An 18998-nucleotide genomic window follows, 5' to 3' on the forward strand; every position below is an offset into this window, starting at 1 on the left:
GAATCTAATTTTTAAAAGTTATAGCAATCTCCTTCTTGCCCTTAGGGTGAGGAGGAAATGATATTCGTGTGCATTCTTCTAATGCAGTTTTGATTGAATCATCAAAAGCTATATTGCCAGAGTATTTTACAACTTTATAGCTAAAAATACCATTGTCTGCAATGCGAATATGCACCAAAGCTTGCAATTTTTCTTCAATATTAAATACTTGCCATTGTTCAAACATTATTTTTTCAATTTGCGCATACCATTCATCATACTCTCCATCGCTTTGATTTGTATTTGCACTTATGGTGAGATTGCTTAGAGAATTGAGCTTATTTTGCAGGGATTCTGCGCTTGATTGAAGTTCTTTAAGTTTTTGTTCTTTGCTATTTTGCTCTACTTTTTCGCGATCATCTCCTATGGCTGCATTTTGTGAGGGCAAGTCGCTGTCGATTTTATCAAACATATCTTTGATGCCAGAGCCTGCTAGAGGATTATTGATGGCAGGCTTTGGACTTTTGCTTGGCGTGGGCTTATCATCAAGGATAGCTTCAATGCTAATAGCGTGTAGTGCGAGTGCAGATTCATTAAAGGCAGAGTAATGTGTGGGATTTGAGCGAAAAATGCTAAAAACAAGAGCGATGATGATAAGAAAATAGGCACAAAAAGAAATGATACCGCTAGTGATAAATAAAAGAGTATTATTCATTTTAGCTACTAGTGATAAGAGATACTTTAAGAAAACCAGCTTCTTTGGCGGTTTTAAGAATATAAATTACATCTTCATATTTGAGATTCTTATCTGCGCGTATAAATACATTAATGTCTTTATCAAAGTTTTTGCTAAAAAGCACAAAGCTATCTGCAAAATTTTTAAATTCATATACATTATCGCGGATATAAATTTTTCTATCCGCACTCACACGAATTTCAAGCATAGAATCTTGAGCTGCTTTTTTTGATTTTGAGCCTTTAGGGAGCGTGATGTCTTCTTGATAGGTAAGAGTAGGTGTGCTTACCATAAGGATTGCCAAAAGCACGAGCATAATATCCACAAGTGGCGTGATATTTAGCTCGGGCTTTTCTTCCCAGTCAAATTCATCATTGTGCATCATATCTACTTATTTGAAAGTGTGAGATCAATTTGCATTTGAATATAGGTAATAACCTGATAGGCTTTGCGCTTAAGAAGTAGAGCAAATGAATAAGCGGGGATTGCCACGAGAATTCCCGCTGCGGTAGCCACAAGAGCTTTTGATATAACGGGGGCTATCACATCAAAAGAAACATTTCCTCCACCAAGCACACTGAAAGTTTCTAGAATCTCAACTACCGTGCCAAATAGCCCTATAAAAGGAGCTGTGGAGGCAATAATATTTAAAAAAACAAGAGAAGAGGTGGCTTTTTGTGTAGCTTTAAGCTTCCAGACTTGCAAAATCTCTCGTGAAATATGCCCATCACTTTTTTCAAGCAAGGCGGCGATAAAAGTATTTTTTGGTATCACCATATTTTTGGTGAGAAGCATATCAAGGTGGTATTTTTCTGTTGCTAACCAATCACTAAAGGTAAAACTTTTGTAGATATAAATCCAAAGAGTGATGAGAAAATATAATGAAAGCCATAAAAGCACAATAATGGTTGTTATTGTGCTTTCTGCAAAGAAAGTTCTAAAAGTATCCATATGTTAGATTCTACTCTTGACAATATTCTCAACGCGAGAGACCACCATACCAATGAGTGTGCGGTCGTTTGATGCTCCTTCCAAAAGTGCCTTAGTATCTTCAATGGCAGATGAGATTTTAGATTCTGTATTACCGGTAATAGCGACTGCATTATCAGCGATGATTTTTACATCTGTCTTTGAGCCACTTTGAGAAACTTGTGCGTGTCCCCAATTAATCGCTATGAATCCCTTATCTCCATCTAGGCTTTCAAATTCAATAATGCCAAGCTTAAGGAGCGAGAGGAGATCGCAGTGTCCGGGAAAGACACCAAACTCCCCCTCACTACCGGGTACAATGACATATTTTACTTCGCCATTAAAGATGCTTCCATACGGAATTGCGATACTTAGTGTGATTTTTTCCATTGTTTCCCCTATGCACTTTTAAGTTTTTGTGCTTTCTCTAATGCCTCTTGAATATTGCCTACCATATAGAAAGCATTTTCAGGAATATTGTCGTATTTGCCCTCTAAGATACCCTTAAAGCCTTCAAGTGTTTCTTCAAGCGTTACATATTTGCCGGGGCTTCCTGTGAATATCTCTGCCACAAAAAATGGTTGAGAGAGGAATTTTTCAATTTTTCTTGCTCTACCCACAATTTGCTTATCTTCTTCAGAAAGCTCGTCCATTCCTAAAATTGCAATAATATCTTGCAAGTCCTTGTATTTTTGAAGCACTTGTTGGATACCTGTGGCGACTTTATGATGCTCTTCGCCTACAATTTGAGGATCAAGAATTCTTGATGTTGAACCCAATGGATCAACCGCAGGATAGATTCCTTTTTCGGCAATCTTTCTTTCAAGCACGGTTGTCGCATCAAGGTGAGCAAACACAGATGCAGGAGCAGGGTCAGTCAAGTCATCTGCTGGCACATACACAGCTTGAACAGAAGTAATTGAGCCTTTTTTGGTTGAGGTAATACGTTCTTGGAGTTTGCCCATTTCTCCAGCAAGTGTAGGCTGATACCCCACCGCTGATGGAATGCGCCCAAGAAGTGCTGACATTTCAGAACCTGATTGAGCATAGCGGAAGATATTATCAATAAACATAAGCACATCAAGTCCTTTTTCATCACGGAAATATTCTGCCATTGTAAGTCCTGTAAAAGCAATGCGGTTTCTTGCACCCGGTGGCTCATTCATTTGCCCATAGCAAAGGGCAACTTTATCCAAAACCCCACCTTCTTTCATTTCGTTATAGAGGTCATTTCCCTCTCTTGTGCGCTCACCCACACCTGCAAACACAGAATATCCACTATGCTTGTAAGCAACATTATGAATAAGTTCCATAATCACGACGGTTTTACCCACACCTGCACCACCAAATAGTCCAACCTTACCACCTTTTGAATAAGGCGCAATCAAATCAATAACTTTGATTCCTGTTTCAAACATTTCTGTTCGGGTGCTTTGCTGCTCAAAAGTGGGTGCTTCCCGGTGAATCTCCCATTTTAAATCGCTATTAAGAGGCTCGCCACCATCGATAATATCACCTGTAACATTAAAGATTCTACCAAGCACAGCTTCGCCCACAGGTACTTCAATCATCTTACCACGAGCTTTAACTTCTTGCCCACGAGTAAGCCCCTCTGTCATATCCATAGCAATTGTGCGCACACGATTATCTCCAAGATGCGCTGCCACTTCTAACACAAGCTTATGTTGTTTGCCTTCGATTGTAAAAGCAACATCAATAGCTTCATTAATCATTGGTAGATAAGAACTAAACTCAACATCTACCACTGGACCCATCACTTGAGTAATTTTACCTTGCATTCATTCTCCTTTGTAAGTTTATTTAATCGCTTCGACACCGGCATTAATCTCAACAAGCTCTGTTGTGATTGCTTCTTGTCGTGCTTTGTTAAGAGCAATTGTGAGGCTTCTCACTAAATCTCCCGCATTATTTGTGGCTGCATCCATCGCTTGGATTCTTGCACTATGTTCTGCTGCTAGTGAATCTACAAGTGCGTAATACATATTGTATTGGATATATTTTCTTGCAAGCTCATCAAGCACCCGATCTTCTTCATCTTCTGGCTCAATATTAAGCGTAGAGACTTGCTCTAGCTCATTAATATTGATAGTGAGTGGCAAAACAGCTTGTGCTTCAAGCTCTTGGGAAATCATATTTTTGAAACCATTATGTACAATTACCACTTCATCTGTTGCACCATTTAAAAAATCATCGACTACATTATCAATAAATGCTACAGCCTTATCAAAAGCCGGCATAGAGCTTAAGCCCACAGCCTTATCAAGCACCTCTATGCCATTGAAAGCAAAATAAGAAATGCCTTTCTTGCCAATACCTCTTAAACGCACTTTAATGCCTTGTTGCTTATAAGATTCCATAAGTCGCACCACTTCTTTAATTGTGGTTGTATTAAAGCCTCCACACAAGCCTTTGTCAGCTGTGATAAAGATAATATCAAGCTTTTTAATTTCGCGATCTTTTGATCTTGCAAAATAAGGGCTATTAATGCTATCAAGCCCTCGCAAACGAACTCTTGCTACAATATCATTAAACATCGCATTAAGCTGCTTGGCATAGACTTTAGAACGTCTTGCTAACTCTTCGGCTTTTTTGAGCTTGGAGCTAGAAACAAGCTTCATTGCTTTTGTCGTCTTTTGTGTGTTTTTGACACTTGTTATTTTTTTTCTTATTTCTTTAAGGTTGCCTCCCATACCAGCTCCTTTATTGTGCTCCAAAGCTTATTTTAAATTCTTCAAGAGCTTTGTTTAGCTCGGCTTCAATATCCTTATCAAGTGCCTTTTTTGTGCTAATATCTTCTAAGATTTTAGGGTATTTAGCTTCAAGGAATGGATAAAGCTCAGCTTCAAATGTAACCACCTTATTAGCAGGAATATCATCAAGTAAACCGTGTGCGCCTGCATAGATGATAATCACTTGCTTTTCAATAGCAAGAGGTGAATATGGAGGTTGTTTAAGAATCTCCACCATTCTTTGTCCTCTCTCAAGCTGCTTGCGGCTTGTCTCATCAAGGTCTGAAGCAAATTGTGAGAATGCTTGAAGCTCTCTGTATTGAGCCAAATCAAGTCGTAATGTTCCTGCTACTTGCTTTGTAGCTTTAATTTGTGCTGCACCGCCCACGCGTGAAACAGATAAGCCCACATTAATAGCAGGGCGGATACCAGAGTTGAATAAGTCGGTTTCAAGGAAAATTTGACCATCAGTAATAGAAATCACATTTGTTGGAATATATGCTGCCACGTCTCCCGCTTGCGTTTCAATAATAGGCAATGCAGTAAGAGAACCTGCACCTAGTTCATCGCTAAGTTTTGCTGCCCTTTCTAGAAGTCTAGAGTGGAGATAGAAAACATCACCGGGGAAAGCCTCGCGTCCGGGCGGACGTCTTAAGATAAGAGACATTTCACGATATGCCACAGCGTGTTTGCTCAAGTCATCATAAATAATAAGTGCGTGTCGCGCATTATCTCTAAAATATTCACCGATTGTAACACCTGTGTAAGGAGCGAGGAATTGCATTGCTGCAGAGAATGATGCAGGGGCATTTACAACAACTGTGTATCCCATTGCACCGTGTTCTTCAAGTTTTCGCACAACTTGAGCAACGGTAGATTCTTTTTGTCCTACGGCAACATAGATACATATAACATCTTGCCCTTTTTGGTTGATAATAGTATCCACAGCAACGGTTGTTTTACCTGTTTGTCTATCGCCGATAATAAGTTCTCTTTGCCCTCTGCCGATTGGCACGAGCGCATCAATTGCTTTAAGACCTGTTTGAAGTGGCTGATGTACAGATTTACGCGCCATAATACCGGGAGCTTTTTCCTCAACGAAGCGATATTCACTCGCCTCAATTGCGCCCTTACCATCAAGTGGCTCACCTAATGTATTAATAACGCGTCCTACAACTGCATCACCCACAGGCACTTTCATAAGTTTTTTGAGACGTTTGACAGAAGTCCCCTCTTTAATGGTGCGCCCAGAACCAAGCACCACGATACCCACGCTGCTTTCTTCAAGGTTAAAAGCAATACCGGTATCACCTGTGTCAAACTCCACCATTTCGTAATACATAACATTATTGAGCCCATACACTTTTGCCACGCCATCGGCATAGGAAATTACCTTACCGGTTTCGCTAATATCAATATTGATATTAAAGCTATCAATACGTTCTTTGATGATTGAGCTAATTTCTTCTGATTTGATCTTTGTTGTCACTTGCCTCTCCTTGTGTTAAATTAAAGTGCTTTGAGAATGTGATGTTTTAAATCACTACTGAAACGTTCTTTAGAAAAAGATACCTCGATACCTAAATCCTCAACGCTTAACTTGATGCCTTCTGCCCCGCTCAACTCCTGCTTAATGCTAAGCTTGACACCAAGCTTTTTAGCCAAAGCAGTTTGAATCTTCTCTAGAGTGGCGTTATCAAGCTCCTCTTTACTCGTGAGTGTGGCAGCGTATTCTTTTTTTCGAGCAAGCAGACGTTTTTCAAGCTCACTACTGATATAGGGGATAAGTAAGATTCTGTCTGCTTCTGCTAAGAGACGAAAGAAATTTTCAAATTTTGCATCAACTTTACCTATTTTGCTCACACTTTCTAACAAAAATTGTTCTTTTTGTGTCTTGCTTAGAAAGGGTGAGGCAATGAGATCTGCATTTTTCTTCTCTTTGAGGGCGAGAGAAAATCCTTTGAGGATATGAAGTGCCTCATCTAAATCATTGACAGAATCCATAAGGGCTTGTGTGTATTTTTTTGCAATAATATGAAGCATTATGAAATCCTTTTGGTAATGATATTGACATATTCTTCTTTATTAAGACGAATATCATCGCTTTTAATAAGCTCATCAAGAAGTTTATTGACACTCTCTTGCACCACTTTTCTTTGCTCAAACTCGATATTTGCTTCTAAAGCGTATTTGAGAGCTTCCATATCTCTCCCAATTTGGTCATTGTATTTTTGCTCGATTAAATATGCCTCTTGTTTAGCAGCATTGATGATAGATTTACTTCTTTCTTTGCTTTCTTCCAAACGCTTTTGTGCGGATTCTTTTGCTTGTTTAGCTTTATCGAGACTATCTTGTGCTTCTTGGAGACGAGCAGCAATCGCCTTTTTTCTATTTGTAAAAATACCCTTAATAGAATCAAAAGCAAAATACCACAAAATTGCTACGAAAATCACAAAGTTAATAACGCGTTGCACAAAGTCGCTTTGCTCAATACCTGCAGATGCAAGAAGAAGAGAAGGGAAAGCTACAAGGAGTGCTATATATAGAATCTTTTTCATTATATCCCCCTAAATCTGTTTAAGCTTTGCATTGAGTGCTGTCTTAAAGATTGGAAGTTGCTCAAGTAGTTCTGCATAAAGTTGTGACTTTTGCTCTTCAAGCTCTTGTTTAGCTGATGCAAGCTTACTATCATTTTCAGCTTTTTTTGCGCTAATCTTTTCTTCATATGCTACTTTTGCCTCTTTTGTTGCGCTTTCTAGAATCTGTGCTGCTTCTTTACGCGCAGAAGCAAGAGTTTGTGCTATCTCTTGTTCAATTTTTTCAATATCATCTTTATAACTTTGTGTATCTGAAGTTTCTTGCTCAATAAAGCTTTCCCTATGGTCGATAAAAGCGAACATAGGCTTAAAGAGCCATTGATTGAGTAGATAGATGAGAAGCATAAAGGTAATAAAAACGAGTAGCATAAGATAGGGGTTGAGAGTGATGCTCATTTTTTCTCCTTTGTGAAAATCTACGAAAACTTGATATATTCTAACAAGTTAAGATATATTAAACCTTAAAGCACGCGTTATTTTGATATTTTTTTTATCAAGGTAGCAATTTCTGCATCATTTTGGAAACAAAGCGTGATTTTTGATGTATTTATTTGGCTTTGTATGCCTAATGATTGAAATTCCTCTGCAAGCGTGCGAAGAAGCTTATTGTCAAGGTTTGGCATAAAATCCTTAGAAGTTTTTTTCTTGCTATCGTGCTTGTCTTTCATTTTTTTAATTAATATTTCAGTATCTCGCACACTTAGTTTCTGCCCGATAATAGAATCTGCCACGAGTTTTTGCTCATTCTCACTTAATGTAACAAGCATTTTAGCGTGTCCTTGCGAAATTTTATCTTCACTCAATAACTGCTTCACTTCATCGCTTAGTTGTAAAAGACGCAAGGTATTGGTAATTTGTGTGCGTGATTTGTTGATGCGTTTTGAGAGTTCTTCGTGCGTAATGCCATACTCCTCAAGCAATTCCTGATAGGAGAGAGCTAACTCAATCGCATTTAACTCCTCGCGTTGGATATTTTCAATAAGTGCAAGCTCACGCAGACGCTTGAGGTCAATATCAGCCACAATGGCTTTAATATTGCTTAATCCTGCAAGCTTTGAAGCGCGAAGCCTACGTTCCCCGGCGATTAAAACATAATCTCCATCACCATTATCATATACGACAACAGGCTGCAACAAGCCGTGTTCGATAATAGATTCTGAAAGTTCTTTAAGCGCTTGAGCATTAAAAGTTTTTCTTGGTTGATAGGGATTTGGCTTAATAATATCAATATCAAGCTCAAGCACGAGCGCAGAATTATCACTTAGGCTTTGTTCATACGCTTCAGCTGTTTCTGAAAGTATTGCGCCTAGCCCCCTACCCATTGCCAACTTTTTCTTTTTTGCCATTTACTCTATGCTCCCTGCAAGATTGCACGTGCAAGATTCTCATACGCTATGCTCCCATTAGAGCGACTATCATAGAGCATTATGGGCTTTCCAAAGCTTGGAGATTCTGCGAGTTTTACACTTCGTGGGACAATGATAAAATCATCTTCATATTTAAAAAGTTCCTTACTAAAATGCTCTTTAAGTTCATCAAATACTTGCCTTGAGAGATTGTGCTGCCCAGAATACATCGTAGGCAAGAATCCTTTGATGTTTAATCGTGGATTAATCGTGTCCTTAAGGAGTTTAATGGTATTAAGGAGTTGCGCTAACCCCTCAAGTGCAAAAAATTCGCATTGTATAGGCACAATCACATAATCAGCAGCAGCAAGGGCATTCACGGTAAGTGAGCCAAGAGCAGGAGGAGAATCTATTACAATATAGTCATATTCTCCCTTTACTTCTTCTATTTTTTTGCTCAAAAGGAGTTCGCGTCCTTTGGCATTATTTTTATTATAAAATTCCTTTTCAATACCCGCTAATCCAATGTTTGAGGGTGCAAGATCAAGATTTGGAATATCGGTTTTGAGTATAATTTGAGAAAGCTTTTTTGAGCCTGTAAGCACGTGATACATATCAGCTTCTATTTTATTGCGGCGGATACCAAAACTTGTGGTTGCATTTGCTTGAGGATCATAGTCAATCACAAGCACTCGTTTATTTACAGAGGCTAAAGAAGCTGCAAGATTTACAGCTGTTGTTGTTTTGCCCACTCCACCTTTTTGGTTAGCTATAGCTATGATTTCACACATAATTTCTCCTTATCGTAAGCTATAAATTCTCTCTCCATTTACATTTAAAGAGCCGTCCTCATTGAGAACAGCATCTTTTAAGTAAATCCGTTTTTGCTCGAGATGAAAAAAAAAGGAATCATTTTTGTGAAATTCTAACTTATAAATACTAAAAATCTGCTTCCACGATATAAATTTTTTGAAGCTTTCAAAAAAATCCACTAAAAAGCGCGCAGGCTCGATATTTGCGCTTACAGATTCTTCTAATGTAGCGTATTGTGGCTGATAGGAAGAGGTAAGGGGAGAGTAGAGATTGATACCTATCCCACATATAAGGCTATTATGCACTTTTTGGACAAGAATCCCACCGATTTTCTCCCCTTGTATATATAAATCGTTGGGGTATTTGAGCCACACCTGTGAGCCAAGTGAGCCAAGAAACTCGCGCATTATTACACCAAAAAAAATTGAGCTTGATTCTATTTTTAAATCTTGTGGTAGGTTTTCTAAGGGTAGGGCAAAGGAAAAGAGCATTGCTTTTGGCACACTCTCCCATTGATTTCCCCTGCTTCCTATGGCATTGCTTTGTGTTTTTGCGTGAATACAAAAAGGTGCATTTAAAGTATAAGTTTTAATAGCATCTGTGGCATAAATTTGCGTAGAAGGCAATGTATCAAAATGATACACACGTGATTGGAGCAGAGCAATAAAGTTAGGATTAAATCCTGTTGTGTTAGATTCTAACATAGCACATCGCCTTTTTTAAGATGCTTGCCCCGCACATATATTGTTGCTTCAAGCTTATTTTTTCCCTCTTGTTGCAATGCACCAATGCGTAGAGTTCCCTGCCCACAGCCAATAATAATCCCTTGGGCTTCAATCTCAAGAATCTCCCCCGCATTGTACGTATTACAAGATTCTATAAGTAATACATCAAAGAGTTTGAGTATGTAGCCTTTTGGGCTGTGGATAAAGATATGAGGCCATTCACAATAGGCTAAATACTTTCTATATACATCTTGTGCAGAATCTAAATTCACTTCCCCATCAGTTTTTTTGACTTTTTTACAATAGCTTGCGTTGGCATCAATTTGTTTTAAAGGGACAATTTCATCTAAATGTGTTAGCACATAGAGCGCGAGTTTTGCTCCAATGCGAGAGAGTTGCAAAGAAAGTTCAGTAATATTTTGCTGCGTATTTTGCAGATAAGATATTCCTAAAATTTCTCCCTTATCAAGCTCCTCATTCATTTTCATTGCACTGATACCAAAATATGGACTTTGAGAGAGAATCATCTGTTGCAAGGGACTCGCACCACGCCAAGAAGGTAAAATAGAAGCGTGGATATTCACACAAGGGGCAATATCTAAAAATGCTTGAGGCAAAATCTTCCCATAAGCAACCACAAGTATCACATCAGGCTTTAGGGCTTGAATGTGGGCGATAAAGGATTCTTCAATCTTGTGTGGCTGCAGAATATCTATGCCCATTGGGGCAAGTTTTGTTTTTGTATGAGGAGGTTTTAGCTCTTTGCTGCGTCCAAATGGCTTATCGGGTTGAGCAATAAGGCAAGCAATCTCAAATTGCCCACTTTCGATGATAGGCATAAAAATAGCTGATGCAAATGCAGGTGTCCCAGCAAGGATAAGTGTCATATAAGAGCCTCTATGCCTTGAGAATCTAAAGGGCAAAAAAGTGTGCCAGAAGTGTGTGATTTATGCAAAAGAAAATCTCTAAGCACATTGAGCTTGCGTCCGTGGCTTAAAAACATCATACATTGATGTTGGAGCAAAAAATCTGCTGCCATAAGTTTAGTAACAATCCCTCCTGTGGCAAAATTTCCGTGTGGGCTGTGAATTTGCTCCAGTGCGTGAGGAGGAATAGAATGCATTTTTGTAAGAATCTTTGCATCGGCGTGATGATGAGGATTCTTATCAAAATAACCATCAATATCACTTAAAATCACAAGGAGCTTCGCGCCAAAATAATGCGCCACATACGCACCTAGCCTATCATTATCTCCAAATACAATTTCATCTGTGGCGATAGTATCATTTTCATTAATAATAGGAAGCACATTATGGGCTAAAAGCGTATCAATCGTGTTTTTTGCATAATCTGTGTGTCTGCGTGAATCAAAATCGCGCCATACAAGTAAAACTTGCGCAATAACAATATCATATTGAGTAAAGGCATTACGATAAGATTCCATAAGCAAGGGTTGTCCAATGCTTGCTAGAGCTTGTTTATTTTGCAATACGCTTCTATCAATATGGAGGGCAGTATGTCCACTTGCTACCGCTCCAGAGCTTACTAGAATCACATCATATTTGACTTTTAGCTCACTAATAATTTCCGCAAGTGCTTGAATCTGCGCTTTGTCGATTATTTTTCCATTGCAGAGATTTGAACTGCCAACTTTTAGAACAATACGTGGTTTTTGCATTTAAAGAATCCTTTATTTACGCATATTTGCGCTAAGATATTTTAGTTTTACTTAATTTACGCAGATTTAAAAAAGCGCATTATATTCTTGTAACACTCTTAACTCGCTTAAAAACTGCAAGCCTTTTATTTGAGGGGGGCTTTAGAATAAGAGACAAAGCACAAAAACTAGAATCTAAAAAATATTAAAGCTTTAGCATTTACATTTTTATCTTGCAAAACTTCCTATCTTACCTTAATTGATTTGACTACCAATGGAAAAGAATCTAGATTCTAAAAATAGATTCTCAAAACTCCAAAAAAATCTATCCTAAGATTCCTAGAATCTCCTTGTAATATAAGGTATATCCTTATATTACAATAAAATCAATGATACACGCAGTGTAATACCTTAGAAGCGTTGTAGGGGTGAGGGATTTTTAAGGGGGAGGGAGCGACTTCGCAATTTAAGCCCCTCCCCCTTATAGAAAGAATCTAGTAAAATAAGCTTAGAATCTAGAATCTCTTTTGTTTTGATTATAGATTCTTTGTTTTTCTTTCTTTTTAAATTTCTCGCCGCGTCTGTTGATGGTAAAATTGATGAAGGTAAAGGTGGGAGTGCCTCCCTGATTACTAAAGAAACTTTGTTTTGAAGTTTAGAATCTAAGCTTATGTTTTTTAGATTCTAAGAATTTCTTTTTGAATCTTTATGTTTTAGAATCTTCAAATCAAAATCTACTCTAAGATACTTTTATAGGGGTATTTTCTAAGAATCTTTAGGCACAAAACACCACAGCGATAGCAAATCCGCCATCGTGGCTAATGCTAAGCGAAATATGATTGAGGGCAAAATATTTCATTTTTTCATCACTCAAACACAAAAGGGGAGCATTTTTATCATTTTTGCTAAGATGTATATCTAAGAATCCTAGCTCCCTGCTAATACCCACACCCAATGCCTTTGAACACGCTTCTTTTGCTGCCCAAAACCCGGCTATGCGTGTGATATTCACATCTTGCGCATTAAATGCTTCAAATGTGGAAGAGCTTTTCATACAGAGTGCGATTTCCTCCTCACACAAAAACCGCCTTAATCCCTTTATGCCAAATCTCTCCACAAAATTGCGCATACGCGCGATACTCACAATATCAATGCCTATCAATCTAGCTCACTACAAACTCAACAAAGAATATATCACTCACTTGCCCATCAATAAGGTATTCATTAATGCGTTTGACAATCTCATCTTTAACACGATTTTTTCCCTTTGTAGATGACACATCTTCAAGAGATTTAGAAGAGAGAATCTCAATAATCGTATCTTTAACCAAGGGTAATTTTTTATCAAGCTCGGCTTGTGTAGCTTTTGCTTTTGCCTCATCTTTATCAAGCTCAAGTTGCACACTTGTCTTAAGATATCTCTTGCCTGTTTGTGTCATTAGATTAACCGTGAAGTCAATTGGACCTTCTGCAGGATAGATAAGACCGGGTGCAAACTTATCAGTGCTACGCACAGAGACGGTATTACCCACGATAATCTTAGATGCTTGTTGTGATGCTTGGGGAGATTGAGTTTGCACTTGCTGTGGAGCTTCTTGCTCGTGCTTTTCCTCTTCATCGTGTCCGCCCATCATCATCATTGCCACCACGATACCCACCAAGAGTAAAAGCACTACAACAATACCAATAACAACAAATAAGATTGCTTTGCTTTTTTTCTCTCCGCCACTTTCTGCTGCTGCTTGTTTTTCTTCTGTTTCTGCCATTTTAATCCTTTAGTCTATAATAAGTCAGTGTGCTTTTACCAAACTGACGCGTTTTGAGTTGTCTATATCTCCCAATGGTAAGAGGCATATTATACTCACTCCAATGCTCAAAAGCAACTAAAGTGATATTATTTTCACTCCCTTTGCTAAAATTGCGTATTTTTGTGATAAGTCGCTCATAAATATCAGCTTGACCTGCTCGTATGCAAAAAGGTGGATCAAGATATAAAATCACTCGAGAATCTTGGACAATAAAACTCTGCAAGTGTTGAGAAAAAAAATCGGCATTCACACTATAAAATTGTAGTTTTGGCTCTCTTTTATGCACGAGGGCGAGATTGCGCTCTAAAATCCTATAAGCTTTCGTGTCAATCTCATAAAAGATTGCTTTGTGCGCCCCACGCGAGAGAGCTTCAATGCCCATTGAGCCGCAGCCACCAAAGGCTTCAATAAACACACTCCCTACTACCTCCGCCCCCAAAGTATCAAAAAACGACCCGCGCACGATAGATTTTGTAGGGCGCGTATTTTTATCAGGATTAAAGATGAGCTGAAGATGCTTGAGTTTCCCTGCTTGGATAGAAAAATGCGCCATTTATGAGTTTAGCTTGTTTTATTGTGTCTTAAGCAAAGCAATAATTTTTTGGGCAAGTTCTTTTGTATGCTCCTCACAGAGTGCATAAATGCGAGATTCTAAATCATCTCCTTTATGTGCATATACAGGTGGCTGCATAGGAGGAGAAAAAGGCTCAAATTGTGGGGCTTGATTTAAAGATTCTGCTTTTTTGGAGCTGTATTGAATCTTCTCATAAAACGCACGCAAATCTTCACTTAGACTCTGTGCATTAAAAGGCTTTTTGATATGCGAATAGGCTTCATCAATAACAAGGCATAAGGGCTTATTGCTTTGTTTTTTTTCATCATCAGTAATCACAAAATCACATTCTTCTTCACTCACAAGCATATTTTTCAAAAAAAACTCAAGGCTACTTTGCACCAATGGCGACTGACACGATAAAGCAATTTTCATCTCACACTCCTTATTTTCTCCTAAAGATTATAACGCATTGCCTATATTATACTCAAAGGATCAATATCAACCTCATATTTGCCATATAATTGCTCATTTGCCCCCAAAGTATGCAGCAACATCAAGAGGGCTCGAGTAGAATGCGAACGTAGCAAAAGCACAAAGCGATATTTACCATAAAGTCGCCCAAGCAATGCTCTACTCTCCCCCACAATCTCCACTTCTTTATGCGCACTCAAAATCTGTGTTAAAAATTCTCGCACTTGCGCAAGATATAAAAGGGCTTTTTCCTCGCTTTTATGCGCAAAACTTAAAGTTGCAAGTCTTTGATAGGGTGGGTAGATTCTTGGTCTTGTTTGCAATTCATACACCAAAAAATCCTCATAATCATTTAAAAATTCTCGTAAAAATGCGCCATTAGCACTTTGTATATACACTTGTCCATCATATTTGCGCCCACTGCGCCCCGCAATTTGATAAAGTAAGCTTACCGCCCGCTCATTACAACGATAATCACTACTTTTTAATATATAATCAAGCCCTAAGACTATGGCAAGATTCATACAATGATAATCGTGCCCCTTGCTTAACATTTGTGTGCCTACAAGCACATCAATCTCCCCTGCATTAAAAGATTGCAATGTATTTTTAAGCTTTTTATGTGTGGTAATATGATCCCTATCAAAGAGTGCAATTTTAGCCTGTGGCAAGGCAAGGCTTAATATTTCTGCAACTTGAGCTGTGCCTATGCGATGAGAATGCAGGGCATCTTCGTGGCATTTAGGGCAAGATGTGGGAATAGGCTTAGAAAAATGGCAATAATGGCATATAAGTGCGTTTTTATCAAGGTGCAAGGACATATTTACCGAGCAAAAATCACATTCACAGCCACTCCCACACGCACTACATACAAGCATCTTATAGTGAGCGCGAGTAGGTAAAAAAATAATAGCTTGTTGCTTATTTTGAAGTGCTTGAGTAAGCTTTGTGAGCAAAAATTCACTCAAGCCATAATGGGATTCTTGCGAATCAAAGGTATTTTGCATATTCTCTTGTGGTGGAGGCAAAATCTCAATATGTTTATGCGACATAAAATACTGCCCCTTAAGGCGATAGAGGCTTTTTTGCTTTTTAGCGTGATAATAGCTTACCACACTTGGAGTTGCCGAGCCCAAAACGACTTTCACATCTGTTTTATTCCCCAAATAAAGTGCAAGATCGCGGGCATTATAACGTGGAGTATTTTGGGATTTATACGCATCATCGTGTTCCTCATCAACAATGATTAAACCTAAGTGCTGAAGTGGCAAAAAGAGCGCGCTTCTTGCGCCTGCTATAATGCGAATGCGCCCCTCGCTCAAACCATTAAGAATCTGTCCTTTTGTTTTTTGGCTAATTTTAGAGTGCCAAATCCCCACCTTATCGCCAAAAACTGCTTGAAGGCGAGATTCTATTTGGGGGGTAAGGGCGATTTCAGGCATAAGAAAAAGGGCATTTTGAGAAAGAGAGAGGGTGTGAGCAATAAGATGGATATAAATCTCTGTCTTACCACTGCCTGTATCGCCAAAAAGCAGGGGATTCTTGTGATTAAGACAAAAGTTAAAGGCTGTATTTTGAGCCTTGCTTAGCTCATTTTTTGGCTTTATATGAAGAGGTTGCAAGGAGAGAAGAGGTTGCTTTTGTGGGAGGAAAAGCCCATAAGCAGCCCCTAATCCCACACAATAATACTGCGCGATAAAAGAGGCTAAAAGATGCTGATAAGAGAGAAAAAAATCACTACTTTTATGAGCCATTTTGCATTCAAATGAGGGTTGTTTGAGGGTACCTAACACCACCCCCTTATATATTTTCTTTCTTAAAGGAATCTCACAAATTTCGCCCTTAGCGCATTCTTGCTCACACGCATAAGTTAAGGGCGGACTTTTGAGGCTAAGCGGAGCGATGAGATAATACAATGCAAAATCTCATCTCTTTAAAGTGGGTGAATCTGCACATTTGTATGTGTAAGAGGCACATCAATATGCTCAAGGCTTTGATAAAGATTCTCTAAAGATTGGCAAGTGAGTGCGTATTCTTGGGCTTTAGTGATATAGAGTTTAAGGAGCGTGAGTGGCTCAACTTCACTTGCAAAAACTGCCTTAAGCTCCTCTTTGACATCATTATGCAAGGATTTTAAAGAAATAGAATAATATTTACCATTGAGAGCAATTTCTAGGTTTTCTTCTCCCATTATTTCAAGCCCTCATCGATTTTAGCAAATAAGCTTTCAAAGCTTTTATCCTTTGAAGCAAGCTCTTCATAAAGATTTGAAATTTGGGTATCTTTTGCTTCATTTTGCGCTTTAAGTGAGGAAATCTCAAGCTGCAAGGATTCTATTTCATCTTTTTGATGAGCAATCTTTGCAAGCATTTCTTCGATTTTTTGAGAAAGCCGCTCCATCACACTATTCATCTTGCAATCCTTTAGTGAAAATAAAGTATAATCTTAACACAAATAATACAAATAGGAAAAAAGGAGTGGGCTAAAATGTCAAATTTTATTCTTGATTCTCAATATGCCCCTGCAGGAGATCAACCCCAAGCGATTGAAAACATTACGCATTTTATTCAAAATGGCGCACAATATAGCACACTCGTTGGTGTTACAGGGAGTGGCAAAACCTACACTATGGCAAATATTATTGCTCGATTAAATATCCCCACACTCATTATGACACATAATAAAACCCTTGCAGCACAGCTTTATAGCGAGTTTAAAGGATTTTTCCCTAAAAATCACGTAGAATACTTCATTTCACATTTTGATTACTATCAACCTGAAGCCTATATCCCCCGCCGAGATTTATTTATCGAAAAAGATTCAAGCATTAATGAAGATTTAGAGCGATTAAGATTATCAGCCACAACCTCACTTTTAGCCTATGATGATGTGATTGTTATAGCAAGTGTTTCAGCAAACTATGGTTTAGGCAATCCTGCAGAATATCTCACGATGATAGAAAAGCTTGAAATTGGGGCGCAATATAGCCAAAAAGCTTTGCTTTTAAAACTCGTAGATATGGGCTATACGCGCAATGATAGCATTTTTGAACGCGGAGCTTTTCGTGTCAATGGCGAGGTGATTGATATTTTTCCTGCTTATAATGAAAATGAATTTATTCGCATTGAGTTTTTTGGCGATGAAATTGAACGTATTAGCGTGTTTGACGCATTAGAGCGCACACATATTACCAATTTGGAATCTTTTGTCCTCTATGCAGCAAATCAATTTATCGTCAGTGCGCAAAGATTGCAAGAAGCATTACAAAATATAGAATCTGAATTACAAATACGCCTAAGTGAGTTTGAAAGTGCAGATAAACAAGTGGAATATCAACGCCTCAAAGGACGCACAGAATTTGACTTAGAGATGATACGAGAATCTGGCATTTGCAAGGGGATTGAAAACTACGCACGACATCTTACAGGCAAAGCCCCGGGTGAAACGCCCTACTCGCTTTTAGATTATTTTGAGCAGAAAAAAAAGCCTTATTTGATTATTGTTGATGAATCCCACGTGAGTTTGCCACAATTTGGCGGTATGTATGCTGGAGATAGAAGCCGTAAAGAAGTGCTTGTAGAATATGGTTTTCGTTTGCCAAGTGCGCTTGATAATCGCCCCTTGCGCTTTGATGAGTTTATCACTAAAGCCCCACATTTTCTCTTTGTCTCTGCTACTCCCGCCCAACTTGAGCTTGATTTAAGCAAAGAGTGCGTGAGTGAGCAGATTATCCGCCCCACCGGCTTACTTGATCCACTCTATGAAGTGCGAGATTCTAATAACGCCGTGCTTGATTTATATGATGAGATAAAACTAAGGATTGCCAAAAACCAACGCGTGCTTATCACTACACTTACCAAAAAAATGGCAGAAGAATTGAGCAAATATTATGGGGAGCTAGGCATCAAAGTGCGCTATATGCACAGCGATATTGATGCGATTGAGCGCAATCATCTCATTCGCTCCTTGCGCTTAGGAGAGTTTGATGTGCTTATTGGTATTAATCTTTTGCGTGAGGGGCTAGATTTGCCAGAGGTAAGCCTTATTGCGATTATGGACGCAGATAAAGAGGGATTCCTGCGCTCCCAAACAAGCCTTATACAGACAATGGGACGAGCGGCGCGAAATGTGGAGGGTAAAGTCATTCTCTACGCACAACGCATCACGCAATCAATGCAAAAAGCTTTTGATATTACAGATTATCGCCGCAAAAAGCAAGAAGAGTTTAATCGCCTCCATAATATCACACCCACTTCAGTGCAGCGCAATCTCGAACAAGAGCTCAAAATAGAATCAAGCGGATTAGGCAAACTCTATGAAAAAGGCAGCAAGAAGATTCCAAAAAGTGAGCGCAATAGCATTATTCAAGAACTCAAACTCAAAATGCACCAAGCAGCAAAAGCCTTAGAATTTGAAGAGGCAGCAAGATTAAGAGATGAAATTGCTAGAATCCGCAGTATGTAGTGCATCAAACTAAACAATCCAAGACAGATTTAAAGAAGTGAGACTACAATCTAGAATCTCTTTGCAATAAAGTATGTCTTTATTGCATTTAGAGTTAATAGCACACGATAGTGTGATACTTTAGAAG

The 18998-nt window shown here is 38.7% G+C and carries 23 protein-coding genes; 1 reads left to right on the forward strand and 22 read right to left on the reverse strand.

Annotation, left to right across the window (positions count from 1 at the left end):
- Window positions 1-4 precede the first annotated feature (4 nt).
- From J1E28_RS05345 to J1E28_RS05450, 22 genes are all read right to left on the reverse strand, one after another.
- Window positions 5-694, reverse strand: a complete 690-nt coding sequence (locus J1E28_RS05345; protein ID WP_291027511.1) for an energy transducer TonB — start codon at window positions 692-694, stop codon at window positions 5-7.
- Between the two features lies 1 nt (window position 695).
- A complete protein-coding gene (locus J1E28_RS05350; RefSeq protein WP_291027513.1) occupies window positions 696-1097 on the reverse strand; it encodes a biopolymer transporter ExbD in 402 nt (133 codons plus the stop codon).
- Between the two features lie 5 nt (window positions 1098-1102).
- The gene (locus J1E28_RS05355; protein WP_291027514.1) at window positions 1103-1666 is read right to left on the reverse strand and encodes a MotA/TolQ/ExbB proton channel family protein; all 564 of its coding nucleotides are present in this window, start codon (window positions 1664-1666) and stop codon (window positions 1103-1105) included.
- A 3-nt stretch (window positions 1667-1669) separates the two neighbouring features.
- A complete protein-coding gene (gene atpC, locus J1E28_RS05360; protein WP_291027515.1) occupies window positions 1670-2074 on the reverse strand; it encodes an ATP synthase F1 subunit epsilon in 405 nt (134 codons plus the stop codon).
- A gap of 8 nt (window positions 2075-2082) precedes the next feature.
- The gene (gene atpD, locus J1E28_RS05365) at window positions 2083-3483 is read right to left on the reverse strand and encodes a F0F1 ATP synthase subunit beta (protein ID WP_291027517.1); all 1401 of its coding nucleotides are present in this window, start codon (window positions 3481-3483) and stop codon (window positions 2083-2085) included.
- An 18-nt stretch (window positions 3484-3501) separates the two neighbouring features.
- A complete protein-coding gene (gene atpG, locus J1E28_RS05370; protein WP_291027519.1) occupies window positions 3502-4395 on the reverse strand; it encodes an ATP synthase F1 subunit gamma in 894 nt (297 codons plus the stop codon).
- A gap of 10 nt (window positions 4396-4405) precedes the next feature.
- Entirely contained in the window at window positions 4406-5923 is a 1518-nt protein-coding gene (gene atpA, locus J1E28_RS05375; protein WP_291027521.1) for a F0F1 ATP synthase subunit alpha, read from the reverse strand.
- Window positions 5924-5943: 20 nt separating this feature from the next.
- Entirely contained in the window at window positions 5944-6477 is a 534-nt protein-coding gene (locus tag J1E28_RS05380) for a F0F1 ATP synthase subunit delta (RefSeq protein ID WP_291027523.1), read from the reverse strand.
- On the reverse strand, window positions 6477-6992 hold the full coding sequence (locus J1E28_RS05385) for a F0F1 ATP synthase subunit B (RefSeq protein ID WP_291027525.1): 516 nt from the start codon (window positions 6990-6992) through the stop codon (window positions 6477-6479). The genes J1E28_RS05380 and J1E28_RS05385 overlap by 1 nt, the downstream gene beginning before the upstream one ends.
- A gap of 9 nt (window positions 6993-7001) precedes the next feature.
- Window positions 7002-7427 (reverse strand): FoF1 ATP synthase subunit B', encoded by a 426-nt coding sequence (locus J1E28_RS05390; protein ID WP_291027527.1) that lies wholly within the window; start codon window positions 7425-7427, stop codon window positions 7002-7004.
- 77 nt (window positions 7428-7504) lie between these two features.
- Window positions 7505-8377, reverse strand: coding sequence for a ParB/RepB/Spo0J family partition protein (locus J1E28_RS05395; protein WP_291027529.1), 873 nt, complete (start codon window positions 8375-8377; stop codon window positions 7505-7507).
- A gap of 5 nt (window positions 8378-8382) precedes the next feature.
- On the reverse strand, window positions 8383-9168 hold the full coding sequence (locus J1E28_RS05400; RefSeq protein ID WP_291027531.1) for an AAA family ATPase: 786 nt from the start codon (window positions 9166-9168) through the stop codon (window positions 8383-8385).
- 9 nt (window positions 9169-9177) lie between these two features.
- Window positions 9178-9894, reverse strand: a complete 717-nt coding sequence (locus tag J1E28_RS05405; protein WP_291027533.1) for a biotin--[acetyl-CoA-carboxylase] ligase — start codon at window positions 9892-9894, stop codon at window positions 9178-9180.
- Window positions 9888-10802 carry a methionyl-tRNA formyltransferase gene (locus tag J1E28_RS05410; RefSeq protein WP_291027535.1) on the reverse strand — a complete coding sequence of 305 codons (915 nt, stop codon included), beginning with the start codon at window positions 10800-10802 and terminating at the stop codon, window positions 9888-9890. The genes J1E28_RS05405 and J1E28_RS05410 overlap by 7 nt, the downstream gene beginning before the upstream one ends.
- A complete protein-coding gene (gene proB / locus J1E28_RS05415) occupies window positions 10799-11593 on the reverse strand; it encodes a glutamate 5-kinase (protein WP_291027537.1) in 795 nt (264 codons plus the stop codon). Before proB ends, J1E28_RS05410 begins: the two co-directional genes overlap by 4 nt.
- Before the next feature lie 754 nt (window positions 11594-12347).
- Window positions 12348-12734, reverse strand: a complete 387-nt coding sequence (acpS, locus tag J1E28_RS05420; protein ID WP_291027539.1) for a holo-ACP synthase — start codon at window positions 12732-12734, stop codon at window positions 12348-12350.
- 1 nt (window position 12735) lies between these two features.
- The gene (gene fliL, locus J1E28_RS05425) at window positions 12736-13338 is read right to left on the reverse strand and encodes a flagellar basal body-associated protein FliL (protein ID WP_291027541.1); all 603 of its coding nucleotides are present in this window, start codon (window positions 13336-13338) and stop codon (window positions 12736-12738) included.
- Window position 13339: 1 nt separating this feature from the next.
- Entirely contained in the window at window positions 13340-13933 is a 594-nt protein-coding gene (rsmD, locus tag J1E28_RS05430) for a 16S rRNA (guanine(966)-N(2))-methyltransferase RsmD (protein ID WP_291027543.1), read from the reverse strand.
- Between the two features lie 18 nt (window positions 13934-13951).
- On the reverse strand, window positions 13952-14368 hold the full coding sequence (locus J1E28_RS05435) for a hypothetical protein (RefSeq protein WP_291027545.1): 417 nt from the start codon (window positions 14366-14368) through the stop codon (window positions 13952-13954).
- Between the two features lie 41 nt (window positions 14369-14409).
- On the reverse strand, window positions 14410-16323 hold the full coding sequence (locus J1E28_RS05440) for a primosomal protein N' (protein ID WP_291027547.1): 1914 nt from the start codon (window positions 16321-16323) through the stop codon (window positions 14410-14412).
- A 17-nt stretch (window positions 16324-16340) separates the two neighbouring features.
- Window positions 16341-16598, reverse strand: a complete 258-nt coding sequence (locus tag J1E28_RS05445) for a hypothetical protein (RefSeq protein WP_291027549.1) — start codon at window positions 16596-16598, stop codon at window positions 16341-16343.
- On the reverse strand, window positions 16598-16819 hold the full coding sequence (locus J1E28_RS05450; RefSeq protein ID WP_291027551.1) for a hypothetical protein: 222 nt from the start codon (window positions 16817-16819) through the stop codon (window positions 16598-16600). The genes J1E28_RS05445 and J1E28_RS05450 overlap by 1 nt, the downstream gene beginning before the upstream one ends.
- 75 nt (window positions 16820-16894) lie before the next feature.
- On the opposite strand from J1E28_RS05450, the gene uvrB reads away from it, so the two are divergent.
- On the forward strand, window positions 16895-18871 hold the full coding sequence (uvrB, locus tag J1E28_RS05455) for an excinuclease ABC subunit UvrB (RefSeq protein WP_291027553.1): 1977 nt from the start codon (window positions 16895-16897) through the stop codon (window positions 18869-18871).
- Window positions 18872-18998 lie beyond the last annotated feature (127 nt).

It is taken from the genome of Helicobacter sp. (genome assembly GCF_022511165.1).
Lineage (GTDB): Bacteria > Campylobacterota > Campylobacteria > Campylobacterales > Helicobacteraceae > Helicobacter_C.

Bases quoted from the DNA above. Each gene is read 5' to 3' on its own strand.
- J1E28_RS05380 (WP_291027523.1), bottom strand. From the start codon at position 6,477: ATGCTTCATATTATTGCAAAAAAATACACACAAGCCCTTATGGATTCT.
- rsmD (WP_291027543.1), bottom strand. From the start codon at position 13,933: ATGGCGCATTTTTCTATCCAAGCAGGGAAACTCAAGCATCTTCAGCTC.
- J1E28_RS05400 (WP_291027531.1), bottom strand. From the start codon at position 9,168: ATGTGTGAAATCATAGCTATAGCTAACCAAAAAGGTGGAGTGGGCAAA.
- J1E28_RS05435 (WP_291027545.1), bottom strand. From the start codon at position 14,368: ATGAAAATTGCTTTATCGTGTCAGTCGCCATTGGTGCAAAGTAGCCTT.
- J1E28_RS05410 (WP_291027535.1), bottom strand. From the start codon at position 10,802: ATGACACTTATCCTTGCTGGGACACCTGCATTTGCATCAGCTATTTTT.
- J1E28_RS05395 (WP_291027529.1), bottom strand. From the start codon at position 8,377: ATGGCAAAAAAGAAAAAGTTGGCAATGGGTAGGGGGCTAGGCGCAATA.
- atpG (WP_291027519.1), bottom strand. From the start codon at position 4,395: ATGGGAGGCAACCTTAAAGAAATAAGAAAAAAAATAACAAGTGTCAAA.
- uvrB (WP_291027553.1), top strand. From the start codon at position 16,895: ATGTCAAATTTTATTCTTGATTCTCAATATGCCCCTGCAGGAGATCAA.
- proB (WP_291027537.1), bottom strand. From the start codon at position 11,593: ATGCAAAAACCACGTATTGTTCTAAAAGTTGGCAGTTCAAATCTCTGC.
- J1E28_RS05390 (WP_291027527.1), bottom strand. From the start codon at position 7,427: ATGAGCATCACTCTCAACCCCTATCTTATGCTACTCGTTTTTATTACC.
- J1E28_RS05450 (WP_291027551.1), bottom strand. From the start codon at position 16,819: ATGAATAGTGTGATGGAGCGGCTTTCTCAAAAAATCGAAGAAATGCTT.
- atpC (WP_291027515.1), bottom strand. From the start codon at position 2,074: ATGGAAAAAATCACACTAAGTATCGCAATTCCGTATGGAAGCATCTTT.
- J1E28_RS05385 (WP_291027525.1), bottom strand. From the start codon at position 6,992: ATGAAAAAGATTCTATATATAGCACTCCTTGTAGCTTTCCCTTCTCTT.
- J1E28_RS05405 (WP_291027533.1), bottom strand. From the start codon at position 9,894: ATGTTAGAATCTAACACAACAGGATTTAATCCTAACTTTATTGCTCTG.
- J1E28_RS05445 (WP_291027549.1), bottom strand. From the start codon at position 16,598: ATGGGAGAAGAAAACCTAGAAATTGCTCTCAATGGTAAATATTATTCT.
- fliL (WP_291027541.1), bottom strand. From the start codon at position 13,338: ATGGCAGAAACAGAAGAAAAACAAGCAGCAGCAGAAAGTGGCGGAGAG.
- J1E28_RS05350 (WP_291027513.1), bottom strand. From the start codon at position 1,097: ATGCACAATGATGAATTTGACTGGGAAGAAAAGCCCGAGCTAAATATC.
- atpD (WP_291027517.1), bottom strand. From the start codon at position 3,483: ATGCAAGGTAAAATTACTCAAGTGATGGGTCCAGTGGTAGATGTTGAG.
- J1E28_RS05345 (WP_291027511.1), bottom strand. From the start codon at position 694: ATGAATAATACTCTTTTATTTATCACTAGCGGTATCATTTCTTTTTGT.
- J1E28_RS05355 (WP_291027514.1), bottom strand. From the start codon at position 1,666: ATGGATACTTTTAGAACTTTCTTTGCAGAAAGCACAATAACAACCATT.